General features: G+C 43.8%; 16 protein-coding genes, 1 rRNA gene and 3 pseudogenes. 9 read left to right on the top strand and 11 right to left on the bottom strand.

Features of this window, described 5'->3' with window-relative positions; genetic code table 11:
* Positions 1-197 precede the first annotated feature (197 nt).
* The 3 genes and pseudogenes from CZ367_RS06260 to CZ367_RS16735 all read left to right on the top strand — a co-directional run.
* Positions 198-2,981, top strand: a complete 2,784-nt coding sequence (locus CZ367_RS06260) for an outer membrane beta-barrel protein (RefSeq protein ID WP_077196083.1) — start codon at positions 198-200, stop codon at positions 2,979-2,981.
* A gap of 141 nt (positions 2,982-3,122) precedes the next feature.
* Positions 3,123-3,470: pseudogene (locus CZ367_RS16740) on the top strand (transposase); the annotation flags it as partial.
* 24 nt (positions 3,471-3,494) lie between these two features.
* A pseudogene (locus CZ367_RS16735) lies at positions 3,495-3,830 on the top strand (transposase); the annotation flags it as partial.
* Positions 3,831-3,837: 7 nt separating this feature from the next.
* Here CZ367_RS16735 and CZ367_RS15365 read toward each other — a convergent pair.
* The 3 genes from CZ367_RS15365 to CZ367_RS06245 all read right to left on the bottom strand — a co-directional run bounded on the left by CZ367_RS15365 (position 3,838) and on the right by CZ367_RS06245 (position 8,394).
* On the bottom strand, positions 3,838-3,990 hold the full coding sequence (locus tag CZ367_RS15365) for a hypothetical protein (protein ID WP_154669295.1): 153 nt from the start codon (positions 3,988-3,990) through the stop codon (positions 3,838-3,840).
* 142 nt (positions 3,991-4,132) lie between these two features.
* Positions 4,133-6,691 carry an alpha-glucan family phosphorylase gene (glgP, locus tag CZ367_RS06250; protein ID WP_077196081.1) on the bottom strand — a complete coding sequence of 853 codons (2,559 nt, stop codon included), beginning with the start codon at positions 6,689-6,691 and terminating at the stop codon, positions 4,133-4,135.
* 56 nt (positions 6,692-6,747) lie between these two features.
* Positions 6,748-8,394: a glycogen/starch synthase gene (locus CZ367_RS06245; protein ID WP_077196080.1), complete on the bottom strand. Its 1,647-nt coding sequence runs from the start codon at positions 8,392-8,394 to the stop codon at positions 6,748-6,750.
* Between the two features lie 260 nt (positions 8,395-8,654).
* Between CZ367_RS06245 and CZ367_RS06240 the strand changes: the two genes are divergently transcribed.
* Positions 8,655-9,137: a hypothetical protein gene (locus CZ367_RS06240; RefSeq protein ID WP_077196079.1), complete on the top strand. Its 483-nt coding sequence runs from the start codon at positions 8,655-8,657 to the stop codon at positions 9,135-9,137.
* Between the two features lie 39 nt (positions 9,138-9,176).
* Here CZ367_RS06240 and CZ367_RS06235 read toward each other — a convergent pair whose 3' ends face one another.
* From CZ367_RS06235 to CZ367_RS06200, 8 genes and pseudogenes are all read right to left on the bottom strand, one after another.
* Positions 9,177-9,449 carry a hypothetical protein gene (locus tag CZ367_RS06235; protein WP_144005945.1) on the bottom strand — a complete coding sequence of 91 codons (273 nt, stop codon included), beginning with the start codon at positions 9,447-9,449 and terminating at the stop codon, positions 9,177-9,179.
* 329 nt (positions 9,450-9,778) lie between these two features.
* Positions 9,779-9,891 (bottom strand): 5S ribosomal RNA (rrf, locus tag CZ367_RS06230).
* Between the two features lie 198 nt (positions 9,892-10,089).
* A pseudogene (locus tag CZ367_RS06225) lies at positions 10,090-10,476 on the bottom strand (DUF3875 domain-containing protein); the annotation flags it as partial.
* The gene (locus CZ367_RS06220) at positions 10,476-10,808 is read right to left on the bottom strand and encodes a DUF4133 domain-containing protein (protein ID WP_036885181.1); all 333 of its coding nucleotides are present in this window, start codon (positions 10,806-10,808) and stop codon (positions 10,476-10,478) included. The pseudogene CZ367_RS06225 and the gene CZ367_RS06220, both read right to left, overlap by 1 nt.
* 3 nt (positions 10,809-10,811) lie before the next feature.
* Positions 10,812-11,114, bottom strand: a complete 303-nt coding sequence (locus CZ367_RS06215) for a DUF4134 domain-containing protein (protein ID WP_008448479.1) — start codon at positions 11,112-11,114, stop codon at positions 10,812-10,814.
* A gap of 151 nt (positions 11,115-11,265) precedes the next feature.
* On the bottom strand, positions 11,266-12,042 hold the full coding sequence (locus CZ367_RS06210) for a hypothetical protein (protein ID WP_077196077.1): 777 nt from the start codon (positions 12,040-12,042) through the stop codon (positions 11,266-11,268).
* Positions 12,039-12,557 (bottom strand): DUF3408 domain-containing protein, encoded by a 519-nt coding sequence (locus CZ367_RS06205; protein WP_077196076.1) that lies wholly within the window; start codon positions 12,555-12,557, stop codon positions 12,039-12,041. Before CZ367_RS06205 ends, CZ367_RS06210 begins: the two co-directional genes overlap by 4 nt.
* The gene (locus CZ367_RS06200; RefSeq protein ID WP_036864380.1) at positions 12,544-13,347 is read right to left on the bottom strand and encodes a nucleotide-binding protein; all 804 of its coding nucleotides are present in this window, start codon (positions 13,345-13,347) and stop codon (positions 12,544-12,546) included. Before CZ367_RS06200 ends, CZ367_RS06205 begins: the two co-directional genes overlap by 14 nt.
* Positions 13,348-13,936: 589 nt before the next feature.
* Here CZ367_RS06200 and CZ367_RS06195 point away from each other — a divergent pair.
* The 5 genes from CZ367_RS06195 to CZ367_RS06175 all read left to right on the top strand — a co-directional run bounded on the left by CZ367_RS06195 (position 13,937) and on the right by CZ367_RS06175 (position 18,927).
* On the top strand, positions 13,937-14,374 hold the full coding sequence (locus CZ367_RS06195) for a plasmid mobilization protein (protein WP_036864382.1): 438 nt from the start codon (positions 13,937-13,939) through the stop codon (positions 14,372-14,374).
* Positions 14,371-15,645, top strand: a complete 1,275-nt coding sequence (mobB, locus tag CZ367_RS06190; protein WP_077196075.1) for a conjugal transfer protein MobB — start codon at positions 14,371-14,373, stop codon at positions 15,643-15,645. The genes CZ367_RS06195 and mobB overlap by 4 nt, the downstream gene beginning before the upstream one ends.
* 78 nt (positions 15,646-15,723) lie before the next feature.
* On the top strand, positions 15,724-17,727 hold the full coding sequence (gene mobC / locus CZ367_RS06185; protein WP_077196074.1) for a conjugal transfer protein MobC: 2,004 nt from the start codon (positions 15,724-15,726) through the stop codon (positions 17,725-17,727).
* A gap of 533 nt (positions 17,728-18,260) precedes the next feature.
* Positions 18,261-18,497: a hypothetical protein gene (locus CZ367_RS06180; RefSeq protein WP_077196073.1), complete on the top strand. Its 237-nt coding sequence runs from the start codon at positions 18,261-18,263 to the stop codon at positions 18,495-18,497.
* 220 nt (positions 18,498-18,717) lie between these two features.
* Positions 18,718-18,927, top strand: a complete 210-nt coding sequence (locus CZ367_RS06175) for a hypothetical protein (RefSeq protein WP_077196072.1) — start codon at positions 18,718-18,720, stop codon at positions 18,925-18,927.
* Positions 18,928-18,959: the final 32 nt, after the last annotated feature.

Raw genomic sequence — 18,959 nt, 5'->3', positions numbered from 1 at the left:
TTCAACGCAAAGATAACGCTTTTATTGTTGATAGACACAGAATTAGCCCTGCAAGTCTGTAATGTTAAGATTATTTAATTAATAAGTAGCAGATAAGCTATTCAAAGTATTATCCTTATCTTTGTAAACATACGTAAAACCTGAGATAAACAATACTTAAAACGAGCAAAAAGCTCATCTAACCAAAACGGAACGTTATGAAACATATCGTGAAAGCTACAATGCTTATGTTGCTATTCATCGTACTACCAACGCTTGCGAATGCAGATGTATTCACAGGTAAAGCCATAGACGAAAAGACAGGCGAGCCCATTGCTATGGCATCGGTAAAGGTAGAAGTGGTAAAGGGTGAAGCTACCTATTCTTCCTCTACCACCACCGACTCTTTAGGCTTATTCGCCATACAGACTTACAGCACAGGGCGACTTACGCTAACTGTAAGTTCGATAGGTTATCACGAGGCAAAAAAGAGGTCGTACAGCAGCGGCATAAGCACAGACACGATACGTTTAGGCGAATTTAAATTAAAACCTACCGACTTTCTCCTCAACGAAATCACGGTTTCGGCTAAGGCGAAACGCTTCACAATGCGTGGCGACACCATCGTATTCAATCCCGCAGCCTTCAAACTTGCCGAAGGCGCACGGATAAAAGAGCTCATCGAAAAACTCCCAGGTGTAACAGAAAAGCAAGGCAAACTTTACTGGAACGACAAGCCCTTACGCTTGCAAATGAATGGGCGTGATATTTTCGGAGGCAGTGGATTAGTAACTGAACTCCCTGCCGAAGCGGTTCAGAACATTCAAACCTATAACAAAGCAAGCGAATTGGCGCAACACTCAGGCAAAGACGATGGAAAAGAAGACCAAGTGTTAGACATCAAAATAAAAAAGAGCTTTATGGACAAATGGTATGGCGACATAAAGGTTGCCTACCAAACACCTAAGAATTATCAAGCAGGCTTAAAAACTTCAAAGCTCAGCGACAACAATCCTTTCTTAATAGCACTCGATGCCAACAACATCAATCAGGCACAAACCGTTACGACAAGAATGTGGCGTAGCGGACAATTCGACAATTTTGGTAAGGCGCAAAGTGCAGCTTTGGGCTATCAGCACAACTGGAAAGTAGCTGACAAGAACAAGAATTACCTTACCGTCGCTCATAATTTCAACCACAAAGATGGTTGGGGAACCGATTACGCCTCAACTCAATACTTCGCACCCGACAACGTATCTACGTGGACACTTTCACGCAACAGCCACCAAAAACACGAAATAGCCCCCGAAATAGAAACCAATCTTTTTTCGTATACCGATGCAAAGAACTTTGTCAAGGCAGGATTGACCTTCAGCTACAACTTAGAAAGAAACCATCAAACCAACGACAGAGCCACATTCGACACCGATACAAAACCATTCGGCAACTTCCCATTAGACATAGCATTGGCTGCACAGCGTGGCGAGGCCCTTTATACGCACTGCATCAACCGTGAACGCACTTATCAGCAAAACATTACCGAGGGTGGAAAAATAGATTTTAATGGTTCGTGGAATCATTTCTTAGGCAAGAAAGGACAGCTTACCATAGGTACAGCGGTAGGATATACAAAGGGCAACAATCGTTTCAGTGCGCACAGAGAATTAGAGCATATCAGCCAGGGCATAGCCTCACCGCTTTATCAGTATAGTCGCTCGCCTTACCACGGCTTAGACATTAGCGGTTACGGCGAAATAGAATACAACCTTAGCGATGCGCTTTACATTGAGGCGAGCCAAATACTTGCCAACAACAGCGCAACGACAAACCAGCAGTTTTACACTGCCGACCGTGCCGATGCAATTGACAACAACCCTGCCAACACCTTAGATGCTGCCAACAGCTACCGACAAAAGCAACACGCAACCACAGCCACAAGTAAGATAGGACTGACCTACAAGGTAGGTAACTGGCAATTCTTGCCCAACATAGCCTTTGCTGCAAAGCGTGAGAAGTTAGACTATGAGCGAGGAAAATTAGACACCATAGCTCATCGCAACAGCACGTTGTGGACACCTGCAATGCAAATAAAATGGAAAATAAACCAACAAAATCGTTTAGAATACAACTTCCAATACGACACCTCCTTACCCCAAATGCTCTCCACATTGGGCTATCGTGACGAAACCGACCCACTATACATCATCGAGGGTAATCCGTTCTTGCATAGCAGTCATACCCACCAAAGCTCGCTCACCTATAGTCGAACAATGCAAAAGCAACAATCTATGTTGATGTTTAAGGTGGGCTATGCGCATACCATCAACCCCATAGCGTCGGTATTCTACTATAATCCACAGACGGGCGTATATCGCAAGCGTGACGAGAATATGCGCAGTGGCAACAATTGGTATTTAGAAAACACTTACGACAAGAGTTTTGGCGATTACTTCAATTTCTCAAACACCATAGAGGCTCACATTATAAAGTCGTATGGCTATCTCACAGCCCTCAACGAGCGTGCAGACAGAACTCAAAACGAAATGAAAAGATTAACCTTAGGTATAAATCCCGAACTCGCCTTTGAGAAAGACTGGCTACAGATAACGCTTTTCGGCGATTGGAAGTTGCACCGCAACAAGTATTCGCTATCGCCTGAATACAACAACAAACCTTTAGAATACAGCGTAGGGCTGCGAACCTCTATGAAATGGGAACGCATATACATCAATAGTTCAATAGAAAGTAAGGCTACAAGGGGCTATCTCGCATCCGAACTTAACCGCCATCGTTGGTTGTGGAATGTCTACGCAATATACAATCTAAAGAAGAACAAAGGGTACATAGGCATATTCTGCGATGACCTTCTCAACCAAGACCGCGAATATGCTGTCGACATCAATGCTATGCGCCGTTCCGAAACGTGGAGCGACAGAATACATCATTATGTGCGCCTTATCTTCAACTATCACTTTGATGCCAAAGGAAAGAAGGAGAAGTAAAGCCCACATTGTTTCGCAAGCTATTTAGTCTCCCCTTGAAAAGTATTTAACTATCTGGTTATCAATAAAATAATCGTTCTCAAACTTGCATATTTCTACAAAGTTTTGTATCTTTGTATAGTAAAATCTTGCAATTCAACGATGTATAAATCTCCATCCAAAGTCCGTCAGGCATCATTATTCTGGGATCTTGAGACAATGCTCTCTCCCAAGAATTCCCTGTACAAGTTAGCCAATCTGATCGATTGGGATCTGTTTGAGCAGTCTTTTGCCCCTCTTTACAGCAAGGACACTGGCCGTATGGCCAAGCCCATCCGTCTGATGGTCGGTCTGCTGATCTTGAAACACCTTCGTGACGTTTCAGACGAGAGCGTCGTGGAGCAGTTCTCGGAGAACGCCTACTTCCAGTATTTTTGCGGGATGGAGGCATTCCGCACCGACGCTCCCTGCGTTCCCACCGAGCTTGTCGAGTTCCGCCATCGCATCGGTGAATCTGGTATGGAGCTNGGGCAGACACAAATCATAATTCCGGACACGCCCAAGAAAACAGACTCACGGTACGCCAAGAACAAAAAGCACAAACTCTTCCGCAAGCGGGCAGGAATAGAGCCTGTCATTGGCCACTGCAAGGCAGACCACCGGTTGGGGAGGAACTTCTACAAGGGTCTCTTCGGAGACTCCATCAATGTCATGCTTGCAGCTGCCGCATTTAACTTCAAAAGAGCCATGAGGCTTCTTTTGTGCCTAATTGAAAGAGTGATGATGTGGTGCTGTGGGAGGCTGAACTTAAATTTTCAACACCAATTCTTCCCGCAGGGCTATATGAAAAATGCGATGTCGCCTTTTTGAGGGTCGACTATTTAGAATTGTCGGACAGGTCAGACTGGTCAGACTTTTTGGGATTAATCGATTTCTTCGGATAAATCATTTTTTCAGATAAGTCGGACATGTCTGACCCGTCCGACCCGTCCGACTGGTCCGACAGGTCCGACTCGTCCGACTCCCCCATAACCTCCGCCCCTCTCAAAACACATTAGGACGCAACAAGGTGAGGGAATAGGCTACTCGCTAAAAAATAAAGACCAATAAAAAAAGCGAGCATACCACTTAGGTACACTCGCTTTTCTTTATTGCTTATATTTCAAAAGCCATTAGTCTAACCACTTCACGTATGAGAAGTCTTGACGATGAGCCAAAAGTTCGTTCTTAGGGAACATACGTACAGCATACTTGTAAGCACCTGCTTCGGTTGGGTCGATGGTTACTTCAAAGGTGTGGAGGTTACCTTCGGTCTTAACAAGGGTGAAAGGTATTACCTTATGCACCTGTACATCGTCCACAGGATGGATATTGATGGCAACAAACTCTAAACCTACTGCGTCTTGAAGTCCTTGCTCGTCTATAACATAAGTGAGCTTAGCAGGTTCGCCCGTAGTAATATCGTTAAGGGCTTCTATATCCTTTGATACCACATTAATGCTGTCCCAACGCTCTGCAACGGTTTCTTTCCAAAGTGCGATCTCCTTAGCGAGCTTGTTGTTATCAGCTTGCAACGCTGCTGAACGCTTAGCCTGCTTTTCATAGAACTTAGCATAATAGTCGTCCAACTGACGTTTCATCGTGTAATTAGGTGCAATGGTAGCAATAGAGTTTTTAACAACCTTCACCCAATCTTCCGAATAGCCTTTCTTAGCATCTTTATTGAAGTAGAGCGGTGCAATCTCGTTTTCGAGCAAGCTGTAAATCGTAGCCGCATCAAGTTGGTCTTGATGGCCTTGATTTTCGTAAGTACGCTTTTCTGGCAATGCCCAACCAGCACCTTCACGATAACCCTCTACCCACCAACCATCGAGTACAGAAAGATTGACAACACCATTCATTTCAGCCTTTTCGCCTGATGTACCACTTGCTTCAAGTGGGCGTGTAGGTGTGTTCATCCAAATATCGACACCCGATACCAAACGACGAGCCAACTGCATATCGTAGTCTTCGAGGAAAATAATCTTACCCAAGAATTGTGGCATACGAGAGATTTCAAATATACGCTTAATCAATCCTTGACCAGCACCGTCGGCAGGGTGAGCCTTACCTGAGAAGAAGAAGAGCACAGGACGCTCTGGATTGTTGACAATCTTTTCCAATCGCTCCAAATCGGTAAAGAGAAGATGCGCACGCTTGTAAGTAGCAAAGCGGCGACAGAAGCCTATCATCAATGCGTTAGGATTGATTTTCTCAAGAATAGATACCACCTTAGCTGGGTCGCCTTGATTGCGAAGCCATTGTTGGGTGAACTTATCACGAATGTACTTGATGAGCTTATTCTTCAATGCCATACGTGTTTCCCAGATTTCAGCATCAGAAACATTGTAAATAGCGTGCCAAATCTCTTCGTTGCTTTGGTCTGCCATAAAGTTTTTGTCGAAATGCTTGTCGTAGAGCTTGCGCCATTCGGTAGCTGTCCATGTTGGGAAGTGTACGCCATTGGTAACATAGCTTACAGCATTCTCTTCAGGGAAGTAGCCTTTCCACAACGGTGCGAACATCTTTTGGCTTACCCAACCGTGAAGACGCGATACACCATTGATTTCCTGCGAAGTATTGCAAGCAAAGGTACTCATACAGAAACGTTCGTTGTGGTCGTCAGGATTGGTGCGACCCATACCGATAAATTCGTCCCAAGAGATGCCCAACTTAGCAGGATAACCACCCATATACTTGCCAAAGAGAGCTTCGTCGAAGTAGTCGTGACCTGCTGGCACAGGGGTATGAACGGTGTAGAGCGAAGACGCACGTACCAACTCCATAGCCTGATTGAAGGTAAGACCACCGTCAATATAGTCGCAAAGACGTTGCAGATTGCACAAGGCTGCGTGGCCTTCGTTGCAATGATAGATGTCTTTCTTAATGCCGAGCTTGTTCAAAGTAAGGATACCACCGATACCAAGTAAGATTTCTTGCTTCAAACGGTTCTCCCAGTCGCCACCATAGAGTGAGTGGGTGATAGACTTATCGAACTCTGAATTCATATCGTGGTCGGTGTCGAGAAGGTAAAGCTTAATACGTCCAACATTCACAGCCCATACTAAGGCGTGTACGTTGTAGTTGCAATAAGGTACGTCAACCACAACTTGATTGCCGTTTTCATCGAGCACACGTTCGATAGGGAGCGAACCAAAGTTTTGTGCATCATACTTAGCAATCTGCTGACCTTCCATTGTAAGGCTCTGTGTGAAGTAGCCAAAGCGATAGAGGAAACCCACTGCACAGAGGTCAACATTAGAATCTGATGCTTCTTTGAGGTAGTCGCCTGCCAACATACCTAAACCACCAGAATAGATTTTAAGTACTTGATTCAAACCGAACTCCATACAGAAGTAAGCCACAGATGGACGTTTTGCATCAGGTTTAACGTCCATATAGGTACGGAACTTCTTATAAACCTCGCTTACCTGTTTCATCAAGGCTTTGTTCTTAACGATGGTTTGCTTGCGACCATAGCTCAAACGCTCTAAAAGAAGTACAGGGTTGTGTCCCACTTCCTCGTAAAGGCTTTCGTCTAAGCTCTTAAAGAGGTTGCGTGCTTCGTAGTTCCATGCCCACCACATATTGTGTGCTATCTCGTCAAGACAAGCCAATTCTTTTGGCAAACTCGACTTAATGTCTACCTCTTTCCAACGAGGTTCATTTGAATAATCAGACTTAATTTTCATAATCTTTTCTATATCTATTTTTTTATTTTGTTCTATTGTTATCGTGAATACGTGTGTTATCCTTTCACACGTTTATCTCTATTTGCAAATGCTACGTTGTAGGCAGTTTCGTAATGCTTTATAAACTCGCTCCACAGGGCTTTCTTAGACAGCTTTTGTGCAGCATTTCGGCATTTTGTAACCTTAGTCTTATCCATTGCAGCATAAGTTACGATGGTTGTCGTTATCTCGTCTGCCACCTCAGAATAGTTTTCATCAGTGCGATGGATTACCTTAACGCCTTCGTCTATCTCACAATAATGTCCTTTCAGTGCGTTCGCCCATAAGCCAAAGCCTGCAAGGTCGGTGGTGATACAAGGCACTTTGAAAGCTATTGCCTCCAAAGGTGTGTAGCCCCAAGGCTCGTAATAAGACGGATAAACGCAAAGGTCGTTGCCCAAGATAACATCGTAATAAGGCATATTCACAATGCCATCGGTGCCATCAAGATAGCAAGGTATAAAAATGAGTTTTACTTTGTTTGTCGCTGCATTGGTCAATCCCAAGCGTTGTGCCATTGTCAGCACATTGTCGGTATCCATATTGTGCAACCAATGTGTGGTGAAAGGGCGGTCTAAAGCGGTAGAAAACTCTTCTTTACTTGCCAAACGTTCTTGCAAATCGTGGCGTGGTTCGCTCACCCAAGCTGGAACTTCGATAAAGGCTACCACATCTTTTGTAAGACGAGGGTCGTTGTTGAGACGACTCAAAGCTTCAATAAATACATCGATACCTTTGTTACGGAACTCGTAACGCCCACTGGTAGAAATAAGAAGTGTATCGTCAGAGCGTGTTGCACCTGTTAAAGCATTCGCAATATTGAGCAATTGTTTGCGTGCATTGCGGCGTTTAGCGGTAAACTGTGCGCCTTTGGGAACAAAATCGTCTTCAAAGCCATTGGGCAAAACCACATCAACAGGCTTATCCAATAGTTCTTTACACTCTAAGGCTGTAATATCGCTCACGGTTGTAAAACAATCTACTGCGTGGGCGGTCTGTTTCTCAATAGAGTGTTTGCTCTCCATATTGAGTTCGCTTGCCATTTGGTCGCCATTATAAGCAGACAAATAACCATAAAGGGGCTTGTTGTTGCCCGCAATGCTACGTCCTATACCTGTGGCGTGTGTGGTAAAAAGGGTTGCTATCTGTGGTACACGCTGTTGTAATACCAATGCTGCAAAGCCTGTTTGCCACTCGTTAGCGTGGAAAACCACTTGTTTGGTATCGTCTAAATAGAAATGGTAGAAACTTTCTACCACAAGGGCAGCAGCGTAAGCAAACATAGCCGACTCATCGTAATCGCCGTATGCGTGCAAACTGTCCACTTGATAGGCTTCCCACAACTTGCCATAGATTTCGTTTTTCTCAGCGTAATAGGCTTGAAAGTCTACAATAATGGCAATAGGACTGCTCGGAACAGCCCAGCGACCTACCTTAAACTTCAACCCTACTTCGTGGGCTGACTTCACCCAAGGGGCAAAGAGCTTTTTATCTTCTACAAAATAAGGACTTTCCTTATCGCCCCAACAGTCAGGACCGATAAAGATAATATGGTCTTTAAGTTGTGTTTGTAAAGTTTTTGCACGTGTTGAAAGAACAGTATAAATACCTCCTACCTTGTTACAAACTTCCCAACTCGCTTCAAATATGTAATCCGAAAACATCTTTTTGCCTAAAGTAAATTAATATCAAATATCATCAAAGACAGTTCATAAGCCAACACTTTGCACCCAAAAACTGTCGTAAGTCTAACGACTATTCGGGGGTAAAACAACCCTTTTTAAGAACTGAAAAACACTACCCATTCTCCGCAAAGATAACACAAATAACCCTAAATACCTTATAAAATCATAATATTTTAGTGCAAATACGGCTATTAATTGATTTAAGTTAGTACATTTGTGCGAATTAAATCAAAATAGCAATGAGACAAACGATTACGCTAATTGCAGCATTACTCATAGCAAGTAACGCCTTAGCATCAATAAAGAATACAGGAGAACAAAGAACGGACATATCAAATGCGTACACAAACACCGAATATGCAGACTCTATCTTCTGTCAATACTTAGTAAATGATGAATATCAGGTATGGCTCAAGATAGATTTCTATAACAATAAAATCACCGTACCTGACCAAGAAGAAATATTTGGTGAGGTAGCAGGAGTTTTCGGGGCGGTACGTGATACACGCAAATGGATTGTTACAGATGCCGAAGTCAAGGCTAACATAGCCACACTCACCATTATCAACGACTACGGCTCAGAAGACCTTACAGCAACCTTACGACACAATGCAGACGGAACGTACACCTTGACACGCATAGAGGGCAGCACAATGCGCATCGTTGTAAACAATAAATGGGTAAAACTGCCAAAGGAATTGGTCTTTAAGATTAAAAAATAAAGCCAGCCTTATCACACAAAAGTCGTTGGCCGTGGCAACCTATCGCCCACTGCAAACGACTTTCTTTATACTACCAGCTGCCATACGCACAATATTTATCCCTTTCCCCATCTCACGAAGGACTATACCTTCAAGACTATAAATAGAAGACACAGCGGAAGAAAATGCGGTAACACTTCGAATAGCATTAGCCTTCGTCCTGCTAATCACAACCCGTCCTTGATGGTAATACCCATTTACACAAACAGCACTTTGGTACATATCATATTCAGCATTGGCAGGATAGGTAATCGCACAACCTTCCAACTTCACTCCCACGTGGAACTTTATACCACAATCCGTTTCAAAAGATGCGTTCTTAAACGAGAAAAAGGGTCGTATGCACCTGTAAAATTGTGAACTCGAATTGTACTATCTTCAATACTTAAAGCAGCATAATGGAAAAAATCTACTGTCTGCGCACCTAAATTAGAGACGAGATGTGAGAATAGAAAGAAGATAGAACTAACAAGGGAGAAGCAAGAAGCAAGAAAACACAAGAGAACAAATGAAAAGAGAGAGGTATAGATAAAAAGAGTAAGAATAGATATTAACAAAAAAGAGAGCTTCAAGAATTTCTTCTTAAAGCTCTCTCTCAGTAAAAAAGGCAGCTACCTACTCTCCCACATTGCATTGCAGTACCATCGGCGCAATTGGGCTTAACTTCTCTGTTCGAAATGGGAAGAGGTGGAACCCCAACGCAATAACCACCTAATTAAATCATATCAGTTACTACTCATTGAGTTTTCTTAACTAAATTATTAACTAAATTATTAGCATAACTCTTATTAAAGAGACTCGAGCAGCACCGTAGAAGGTGACAATCTTCACAAGCAAAATGTATCATAAAACATATTCAAGATGTCTATTAAAATGATATTACTAAAAAGCAACACCATACAACTCAAAGCATAAAATTGCTCTGTCGCTGCATACGCTGCTTGTTGGTCTTGGTTAGAAAGAGATAGACTGAGTGGTGCAGGAAAGGACGCTCGTTAAAATGTCGGTTAGATGCACGTGAGAGGAAACTAAGTCCGCTTTCTGCCATCTTTGGTTGGTAACGTTCCTTGATAAACCTGTCCTGCTTATGCACGATGGTATAGTTGGGCAGCACCTTGATTGCCTTGTGCCATGCCGAGTGCATCGCCTCGTATTCGGCGGAGGTAACGGTGAAGAGTTCGGGCAGCTCCACACGGAAAGCTACCGTGATGTCGGCATCCTTGCTCACCATACAACCCTGCTCGATGGAGAGTAGCGGGAACTTCGCTTCCAAGGTCGTGATTTTACTGTTGTTTCTCATTATGCCTTGCGTTTTGGTTTGAGGTTACGGATAAGGTGAAAGACGGTACGGCGGTTCAAGAGGTAGCGCGGGTGCATCTTAATGGATCCCTGCTTCATCAGTCCGTATCTGCCGTACTTGCGGTTCATGGCGAACGTTTGCCACACAACGAGTGTTGCACCCACTAAGCCAAGACCGAGGCAGACTATCTGGTCGATGCCACAGAGATAGAGCACCACCACGAGAAAGAAGACCGCCAACAGTCCTCCCGCAAATAGGAAGAGATATTGCGCCTTCAAACCCTTGAACTCTACCGTCCGACCTACACCTTTATTGATTTCCCACTGTGCCATCGTTTACAGGAAGAAGGAACGTAAGATAGTGGCTGCCACAATGAGGAAGATACACGCACCGAACCAAGAAGCGGCTGTCTTGCTCGTATCGGGGTCGCCACTTGAGAACTTGTTGTATACTTTTATTCCTCCGATAAGACCCACTACGGCACCGATGGCATAGATGAGTTTCGTACCCGGGTCGAAGTAGGACGTTACCATCTTCGTGGCTTCGTTGATACCTGCCATACCATTTCCCTGTGCATACGCTGCTGCGGTGGTCAGTGCCGTCAGGAGCAGCATCATTGTGATTTTTTTGTTGTTCATTTTGCTGTTTATTTTAAGTTGTTAAACAAATTGTCTTCTTGTGGAGGTGTCAAGGGTGGCTCGGTTTTATCGTATGATAGATATTGGCTGATTATTTTACTTTTGAGCCACCCCTGCGTTCCTCCGAAATATGAAAATCAAGAAACCATTTTTACAGATAATAGGACAGCGGTCTGTCGTCAGCATCGCCCACTGCTGTGTCAGATATGCCAGAAACAGGAGGTGTTGGGTTTTGTGATGAAGGCATTGCTGGTTGAGCACTCTGATCTTCCTTTTCTTCCGCCTTACGGATTTTCTCCAACAGTGCAGACTGTTCTCCCTGCATCTTGGCGATGTTCTCCTTGTACTTATCCAATAGCTCAGAGTCTTGAAGCTGCCGAACTGTCTCTTTGACTTCTTCCTCATCAGCCTCCTCACTGTTCTTTGCCCACTTTTGCAGGCGGACTAAGTCACGTGCGAGGACGGACTGCTCCGAAATTTCGGCTTCGCCCGATGTGGGCTCGATGGATAGGTTTAATTCCTCACGGACAATCTCATCTTCGTCCACTCTCTCCATCTCGAAATCAATGTCCATTTCGTTGTCCTCTTTCATTTCTTCCTCCTTTTCGGAGTTCTGCGGTGCAAAATTATTATTATTCTGCTCCGAATTTTCAGATGATGAAACAGAGGGAATTTGTGGGATAATCGGGGAAGTGGAACGGCTTTTTCCAATCAGTACAAACTCGGCTTGCTCTATTGTTCCTTTTCCTTTCTGTCCGTCTTTTTTCTTCGTTGCTTCTTTCTTCTTGCTATCTTCATCGCTCTTTCCGTTTTTCTTGATAATGAAGTCATACGGAGATACATACCGCATATAGAAATACAAGATACCAAGCATCATCCAAATGATGATGAGTACCAGTATAAAACTGAAAAGTATTGTTTCCATCATAGTGTTATTGTTGTCTTACGTCTTTGCTTTGCTGCTGCATTATTGAGAAGTTCCTGATGTTCCCGCAGATGCTCCCGGAGGATATTATCAATATAGGAAGCAATAGATACCCTTTCTCCTAAGTCTTGTAGCACATTGCGCAGGTTCTGTAATGTCTCCAAATTGATGGAGAAAGCCGTCCGTATTTGCGAACGCACGGGATGAAAGTATAGGGAACGGTATTCCTCTATGGAAAGGGACGACCTGCCAGACTTTTCCATTCTTGGCTTCCTTTCTCTTTTCGGCTCAGTGTTTCCGGTTGTCCCACCTTCTGTTTCATCTGTCGGTTTTTCGTTTGTTGGTTTCGTTTCTTCCGGACTTTCGTCTTCCTCTTGTAATGTTGCAGGGGAAGGTTCTGTGTCCTCAGAAGGGTCGAAGGGGTTGGGGACCGTGACAGGTTTCACCACTACATTGTCCTCTGCCATTTTCTTCAGCTTCTTTTCCAGTTGCTGTTTTCTTTCCTCAATCGTTGCCATTTTCTGTTTTCGTTTTTAGTTTGAGTCGTTGAATTATCTCGGAGACGAGTTCATCCAGCCCCGTACCCGTTCGCAGTCCCTTTGCAGGAGGCTGATAGGTGGAACGGAACACACCACGCAGCCCGTATGTGGAAAGTTCGTGAGAGAAGCGGTGCGTGGCATATACATAGCTGGGCAGGAGTGTGAGTTCGTGTCCTTGGATAAGCTTTGTGTATTCGTCAATGATGACGTTCCTCACCCTTCTGTCCACCTTGTTCCAGAACAGGATAATGTCCTTTATCCGTGAGTCGGACATAGAAACACCAATATCCGTGATGGTCTTGGCGTATGCCATGCAGGAGACGAGTGACTGTATGTCGGCTTCAAGTGGAGACAGGATATAGTCCATCTGAAGGGACAGTTCCATCAACTCCGTTGTTCCTGCATGACCGGGAAAGTCGAACACAACCAACTGGTACTTCTCATTGCTGATAGCGTCAATCTTACTTTGTGCTGTCTTGACGGCTTCTTTTGGGCTGGACTTGTAAATTCTGTATGCCTTTTTTCCGAGGTGCTGAAAGAATGCCTGCATAGACTTGGAAAGCTCCTCGCTTCCCTGAATGACACTCTTCTCACGTTCTCTCAGCTTGTAAAAGGAATCCTGAGACAGGTCGCAGTCCACCACGAAGAGGTTGATGCTCTGTTCGTAGTACAATATGCTGCTTACGATTTCGGCAAGCGTGCTTTTTCCGACTCCTCCCTTTTGCGAGGAGAACCCCAGAAAGATGGGGCGTTGTTGTTTGTTCTCCATAATGATAATTTCTTAGTTCATATTACTTGTCTATTTGATGTTTGGACGTTCTCTCATTCTTGAGAAGTATCAGCAGACAGTTTGTTCTGGCTGCGTATGGTTCGTGCGATAGTCTGAAAGGACGATTTATAGTTCTTGCTATCTGTTGTACTGACAATAGTTTGTCATGACAACAAATTGTTATGAATATGTTTCGTTCCTTCTTATCATCTTTAGTGTAAGCCAACGGTAATACGATGTATCTTTTACTTGTATCATCATGCCATTGTTCGCTCGTTCTGACTGCAAAATAAATGATATTTTGGCTGATTATATGACACCGATGAAGTGCAGGGAAATGCGAGGAAAAAGAGTGAATATCACTGATAATGAGATATTTGAAAATCCGCCGTAACTTTGCAGGCGAGAATAATACATGGAGGTAATATCCCGAAGCAGACACCCCACGAGGGTGGATACTTCAATCGTATCAACTCTTGATATTGGCAAGGTGTGTCTTTGTAACACAAACTTACAGTTGTACCACAAAGACCCTTGCCCCGAAGGGGATTAAATCACTCCAAAGTCGTGATTAAAGAAAAGTAAAGCTATGGATAAGGAAGAGAAATCTCGTTCAGAGAGAAAAAAGGCGGAAAAGCCACGTTGGGACAACTGGCATGTACGTCTTCCCAATCTCAAAGACCAGCAAAAAGCGATTGACTTGTTTCAGCGTTCAGGAGCAGAAACGAAGTCGGATTTTGTGCGTGGGCGTATTCTTGGAGATAGTTTCAAGGTGATTACGGTGGATAAATCTGCCGTAGAATACTACCGAAAACTTTCTGAATTGACGGCACAAATCCATAAGATTGGTGTGCTGTACAACCAAACTGTGCGTGCCATCAACAGCTATCACTCGGTCAGGACTGCACAGATTTTACTTGAAAAATTGGAGAAACTCTCGGCTCAGATTATTGCCTTGCAGGAGCAGACTATCGGTTTGACCATTGATTATAGGAAGAAAAGTGTTGAAAATTTAGTCCAAAAATGATAGCAAAGATTTCAAGTACGGAGAACCTTGGAGGAGCACTCGGTTATAACTTCAAAAAGGTGGAAAAAGAGGAAGCAAGCATTCTTCTTGCCCAAGGCTTGTATCAAAACAAAGAGGAAACATATACGATGGAAGAGGTGTTTGCTGATATGGAGGCTCTGATACCTAAGAAATGCCGAACGAAGAAAACGGTGTTCCATTGCTCGCTCAATCCGCATCCGGACGAGAAACTCACCGATGAGGAACTCACACAGATTGCGAAGGAGTATATGGAGGCACTTGGTTATGGCAAGCAACCCTACATCGTCTTTAAGCATAATGACATTGCCCGTGAGCATATCCACATCGTTTCGCTTCGAGTGGATAGTCAAGGTAGAAAAATCAATGACAGGTATGAGGGCAGGCGAAGCAAAAAGATTACTGATGCTCTGGAAAAGAAATATAACCTTATTCCAAGTTCAAAGGTCAGTGAGAAAACAACAACAGAAACACCAAAGGTCAATGTTGTGCAAGGGAATATCAAGGAACAGGTGGCAAACACCGTCCGTTCAGCGATGAAGCATTATACCTTCTGCTCCTTAGGTGAACTAAATGCTGTTCTGCGTAAATACAACCTTGCGGTAGAGGAGGTTAAAACGGAATATCGAGGAAAACGATATGACGGGCTGGTCTATGTGCCTACCGATGACAAGGGCAATAAGGTGAGCACGCCCATTCACGCCTCGGACATTGGTAGAGGTGTGGGCTATGCTGCCGTTCAGAACAAGATGCTGAAATCGAAGCTGGAGATTAAGCCATTGATACCAACCATCAGAGGAAAGGTATTACAAACAATGCGTACCTCTCCCCAGATGGAGGAAGAACTTCGGCAAAGATTGGAGGAACAAGGCTTGCGAGTGGTAATCCGAAAGAATGATAATGGACGCATCTATGGTATTACGTTCATTGATGACAAAGAAGGCATTGCGCTCAATGGCTCCCGATTAGGTAAAGGATATGCTGCCAATAAGTTTAACGAGTACTTCTCTAACCCGAAGAATAATCCATTCTTGGATGAATCGCTTTATGGTAAAATTGATACCACCTTACAGCAGCAGATGCAGACAATACAGTCTGATGAGCAGGAAAGCGACAATCTTGTCGATGAACTTATCGACGATATGGTGGGAGAATCTTTCTCTTCTTCGGGCAACGATGATTGGAAGGAAGCAGCATGGCAGCGTAAGCTCCGAAGACAAAGTAAGGTAAAACTTAGACGAAGAAAACATTAAATAAACTCATTCAACAAACAAGATCTTTACAACTCCCCTCCCTTCGGAGGGGTTGGGGGAGGCTAAAAACACAGCATTATGGCACAAGAAGATGATTTAAGGGCATTAGGTAAGGTCATGGACTTTATGCGGGGTATATCGGTGATATTCCTCCTGATTAACTGTTATTGGTTCTGCTACGAGGCGTTTTACGAGTGGCACTTCACACTCGGTATCATCAACAAGATACTGATGAACTTTCAACGCTCCACGGGATTATTTTCATCTATCCTATGGACGAAACTCTTTTGTGTGGTATTCCTCGCTTTATCGTGTTTAGGCACAAAAGGCGTGAAGGAGGAGAAAATCACATGGCCAAAGATTTGGACAGTGCTTTTCGCCGGGTTCGTGTTCTTCTTTCTGAATTGGTGGTTGTTGGCATTGCCCATTGGTAAGGTGGGTGCTGCTTCGCTCTATATCTTCACGCTGTCTGTGGGCTATGTCTGTCTGCTGATGGCAGGTGTGTGGATGAGCCGACTGCTCAAAAACAACTTGATGGACGATGTGTTCAATACCGAGAATGAGAGCTTTATGCAGGAAACACGACTGATGACTAACGAGTATTCGGTAAATCTACCTACACGCTTCTATTATAAGAAAAGGTGGAACAAAGGCTGGATTAACGTGGTCAATCCGTTCCGTGCCTCAATGGTACTCGGCACACCGGGGTCGGGTAAGTCATACGCCATTGTGAATAACTACATCAAACAGCAGATTGAGAAAGGTTTTGCGATGTATATCTACGACTACAAGTTTCCCGACCTTTCGGAAATAGCCTATAACCATTTGCTTAACCACCTTGATACTTACCAAGTAAAGCCGCAGTTCTATGTGATTAACTTCGACGACCCACGCAAATCGCATCGCTGCAATCCCATCAATCCGTCCTTTATGACGGACATTTCGGATGCCTATGAAAGTGCCTACACGATTATGCTCAATCTCAACCGCTCGTGGATACAGAAGCAGGGAGATTTTTTCGTCGAATCACCGATTATCTTGCTTGCTGCCATTATCTGGTTTCTGAAGATATATGAGAACGGCAAATATTGTACCTTCCCCCATGCCATAGAATTTCTCAACCGTCCTTACGCACAGATATTCCCGATACTCACGGCATACGATGAGCTTGCCAACTACCTTTCGCCCTTTATGGACGCGTGGGAAGGAGGAGCGCAGGACCAGTTGCAGGGACAGATTGCTTCGGCAAAGATACCACTCTCACGTATGATAAGCCCCGCTCTCTATTGGGTAATGACAGGTGATGATTTCTCGCTCGACATCAATAACCCCAACGAGCCGAAGGTGTTGGTCGTAGGAAATAATCCCGACCGTCAGAATATCTATTCGGCTGCACTCGGACTTTATAACAGCCGTATTGTGAAACTCATCAACAAGAAGAAGCAGCTCAAATCATCGGTGATTATCGACGAGTTGCCGACTATCTACTTCCGTGGGCTGGACAACCTTATTGCTACCGCCCGAAGTAACAAGGTAGCAGTGTGTTTGGGCTTTCAGGACTTCTCACAGCTTACTCGCGATTATGGGGATAAGGAGAGCAAGGTGATACAGAACACTGTGGGCAATGTGTTTAGTGGTCAAGTTGTAGGTGAAACCGCCAAGACCCTTTCTGAGCGATTTGGAAAGGTTCTCCAGCAACGGCAGTCTATGACTATCAACCGTAATGACAAATCCACCTCTATCTCCACACAGATGGATAGTCTTATCCCTGCATCGAAAATCAGCAATCTCACACAAGGTATGTTTGTAGGTGCCGTGTCCGACAATTTTGATGAGCGTATTGACCAAAAGATTTTTCACGCAGAGATTGTAGTGGATAGTACCAAAGTCTCTGCCGAAATGAAAGCCTATCGTCCCATTCCTGTCATAGCCGACTTCAAAAACGAAGATGGCTCAGACAATCTCAAAGAGACAATCGAAGCCAACTATCGTAAAGTGAAGCAAGAGATTCGATCGCTTGTCGATTCAGAAATTCAACGGATAAAGGATACGCCCAGCCTTGCACATTTAGCAAAAGATTAGCAGCCTTATTCTAATACTGCCGTATAAATATGAGTAATCGTTTGCATTTTGCATTTTTCATTATTTTTCCTGAAATTGCTTGTAGTTTTGGGAAAAAATACTTAAATTTGCACGCTATTTCTCAAATAGAACAATAGCGCTCCCATATTAGACATATTCAGGAGCAACAAAAAATGAAGGTAATAACTACTTTTGATGATGTATGTATAAATATGCGACACACAGTTTCGGCTGCCTGCCAGCACTCTCTTCCGCCTTTGCAATAGAGTGCGATAAAATGCTGTATGTCATATATTTATTAACATCTTTTATTACCCCCCCCCCGAGTATTTAACACTTTTTATTAGTACGTCGAACACTACTCTCTGTCCGTCTTTTTTCATCGTAAGGAAAGGCATGAGAGGAGTGTTGCCATTCCCATGAGTGCCGTGCGTCTTGCGCACAGTACTCAAAACAACCTGTATCATGTAGCGCTGATAGAGATGAAGAAAATAAAAGACTATGTAACTGAATAATCAAATTGAAAATATCATATGGGAAAAACTGATGAGAAGCTTATATCGGTAGCCAACGAAACCTTAACTAACGGCAATATTGAAGAAAGTCAGGAACTTAAGATGAAAGAAATTGTTAAGAAGAAACCATACATTCCACCCTACTGTGAGGTGATAAAGATTGAGAGGGAGAACAATCTGTTGGAGGGCTTGGGATTACAAGCCAGCATACAGCAACCTGAAGACGGTGGCGGGATAACGGATGCTAAATGGTAAGTTTCTCCGCCGAAGAGTTCGAAATGAGCACTGACTGGGACAACTGACAACTCACTAACATGCCTGTCGTCAAATCGAGAAGCCAATGGTTAAAGAAAAAGGATAGGCAGTATAAAACACGATGCATAGACTATCATTCGTTCTGCAACAACATGGTGAAACACACCACCTAATAAAGACAGAAGATGAAACATTATAGATAATATAAATTTTAAGAATTATGAAAAAGAAGAAACTGAAGCCATATATGTCGCCACAATGTACAATAATCAGCTTGGACAACGTGCCAATGCTTATGAGTGGAAGCGGACATAAGCCAGGTGCGAATATAGATACAGATAAATGGGGAAACGGAACTTCTGACAGACCAGACTCTGAGACAAACCCCGACCCTACCGACGAAGATTGGGACTGGTTAAACCAACCTTAAATGCCTATAACGGTATTAAATATAAATCAAAA

Origin of the sequence: Prevotella ihumii (assembly GCF_900155655.1) — a bacterium.
GTDB classification, from domain to species: Bacteria; Bacteroidota; Bacteroidia; order Bacteroidales; family Bacteroidaceae; genus Prevotella; species Prevotella ihumii.
This window is presented reverse-complemented; position numbering and strand designations above follow the sequence as displayed.

What these genes read in the sequence shown, in the direction of transcription:
- CZ367_RS06260 (WP_077196083.1), top strand. Translation starts at nt 198, where the DNA reads ATGAAACATATCGTGAAAGCTACAATGCTTATGTTGCTATTCATCGTA.
- CZ367_RS15365 (WP_154669295.1), bottom strand. Translation starts at nt 3,990, where the DNA reads ATGGGGGAGTCGGACGAGTCGGACCTGTCGGACCAGTCGGACGGGTCG.
- glgP (WP_077196081.1), bottom strand. Translation starts at nt 6,691, where the DNA reads ATGAAAATTAAGTCTGATTATTCAAATGAACCTCGTTGGAAAGAGGTA.
- CZ367_RS06245 (WP_077196080.1), bottom strand. Translation starts at nt 8,394, where the DNA reads ATGTTTTCGGATTACATATTTGAAGCGAGTTGGGAAGTTTGTAACAAG.
- CZ367_RS06240 (WP_077196079.1), top strand. Translation starts at nt 8,655, where the DNA reads ATGAGACAAACGATTACGCTAATTGCAGCATTACTCATAGCAAGTAAC.
- CZ367_RS06220 (WP_036885181.1), bottom strand. Translation starts at nt 10,808, where the DNA reads ATGGCACAGTGGGAAATCAATAAAGGTGTAGGTCGGACGGTAGAGTTC.
- CZ367_RS06215 (WP_008448479.1), bottom strand. Translation starts at nt 11,114, where the DNA reads ATGAACAACAAAAAAATCACAATGATGCTGCTCCTGACGGCACTGACC.
- CZ367_RS06210 (WP_077196077.1), bottom strand. Translation starts at nt 12,042, where the DNA reads ATGATGGAAACAATACTTTTCAGTTTTATACTGGTACTCATCATCATT.
- CZ367_RS06205 (WP_077196076.1), bottom strand. Translation starts at nt 12,557, where the DNA reads ATGGCAACGATTGAGGAAAGAAAACAGCAACTGGAAAAGAAGCTGAAG.
- CZ367_RS06200 (WP_036864380.1), bottom strand. Translation starts at nt 13,347, where the DNA reads ATGGAGAACAAACAACAACGCCCCATCTTTCTGGGGTTCTCCTCGCAA.
- CZ367_RS06195 (WP_036864382.1), top strand. Translation starts at nt 13,937, where the DNA reads ATGGATAAGGAAGAGAAATCTCGTTCAGAGAGAAAAAAGGCGGAAAAG.
- mobB (WP_077196075.1), top strand. Translation starts at nt 14,371, where the DNA reads ATGATAGCAAAGATTTCAAGTACGGAGAACCTTGGAGGAGCACTCGGT.
- mobC (WP_077196074.1), top strand. Translation starts at nt 15,724, where the DNA reads ATGGCACAAGAAGATGATTTAAGGGCATTAGGTAAGGTCATGGACTTT.
- CZ367_RS06180 (WP_077196073.1), top strand. Translation starts at nt 18,261, where the DNA reads ATGGGAAAAACTGATGAGAAGCTTATATCGGTAGCCAACGAAACCTTA.
- CZ367_RS06175 (WP_077196072.1), top strand. Translation starts at nt 18,718, where the DNA reads ATGAAAAAGAAGAAACTGAAGCCATATATGTCGCCACAATGTACAATA.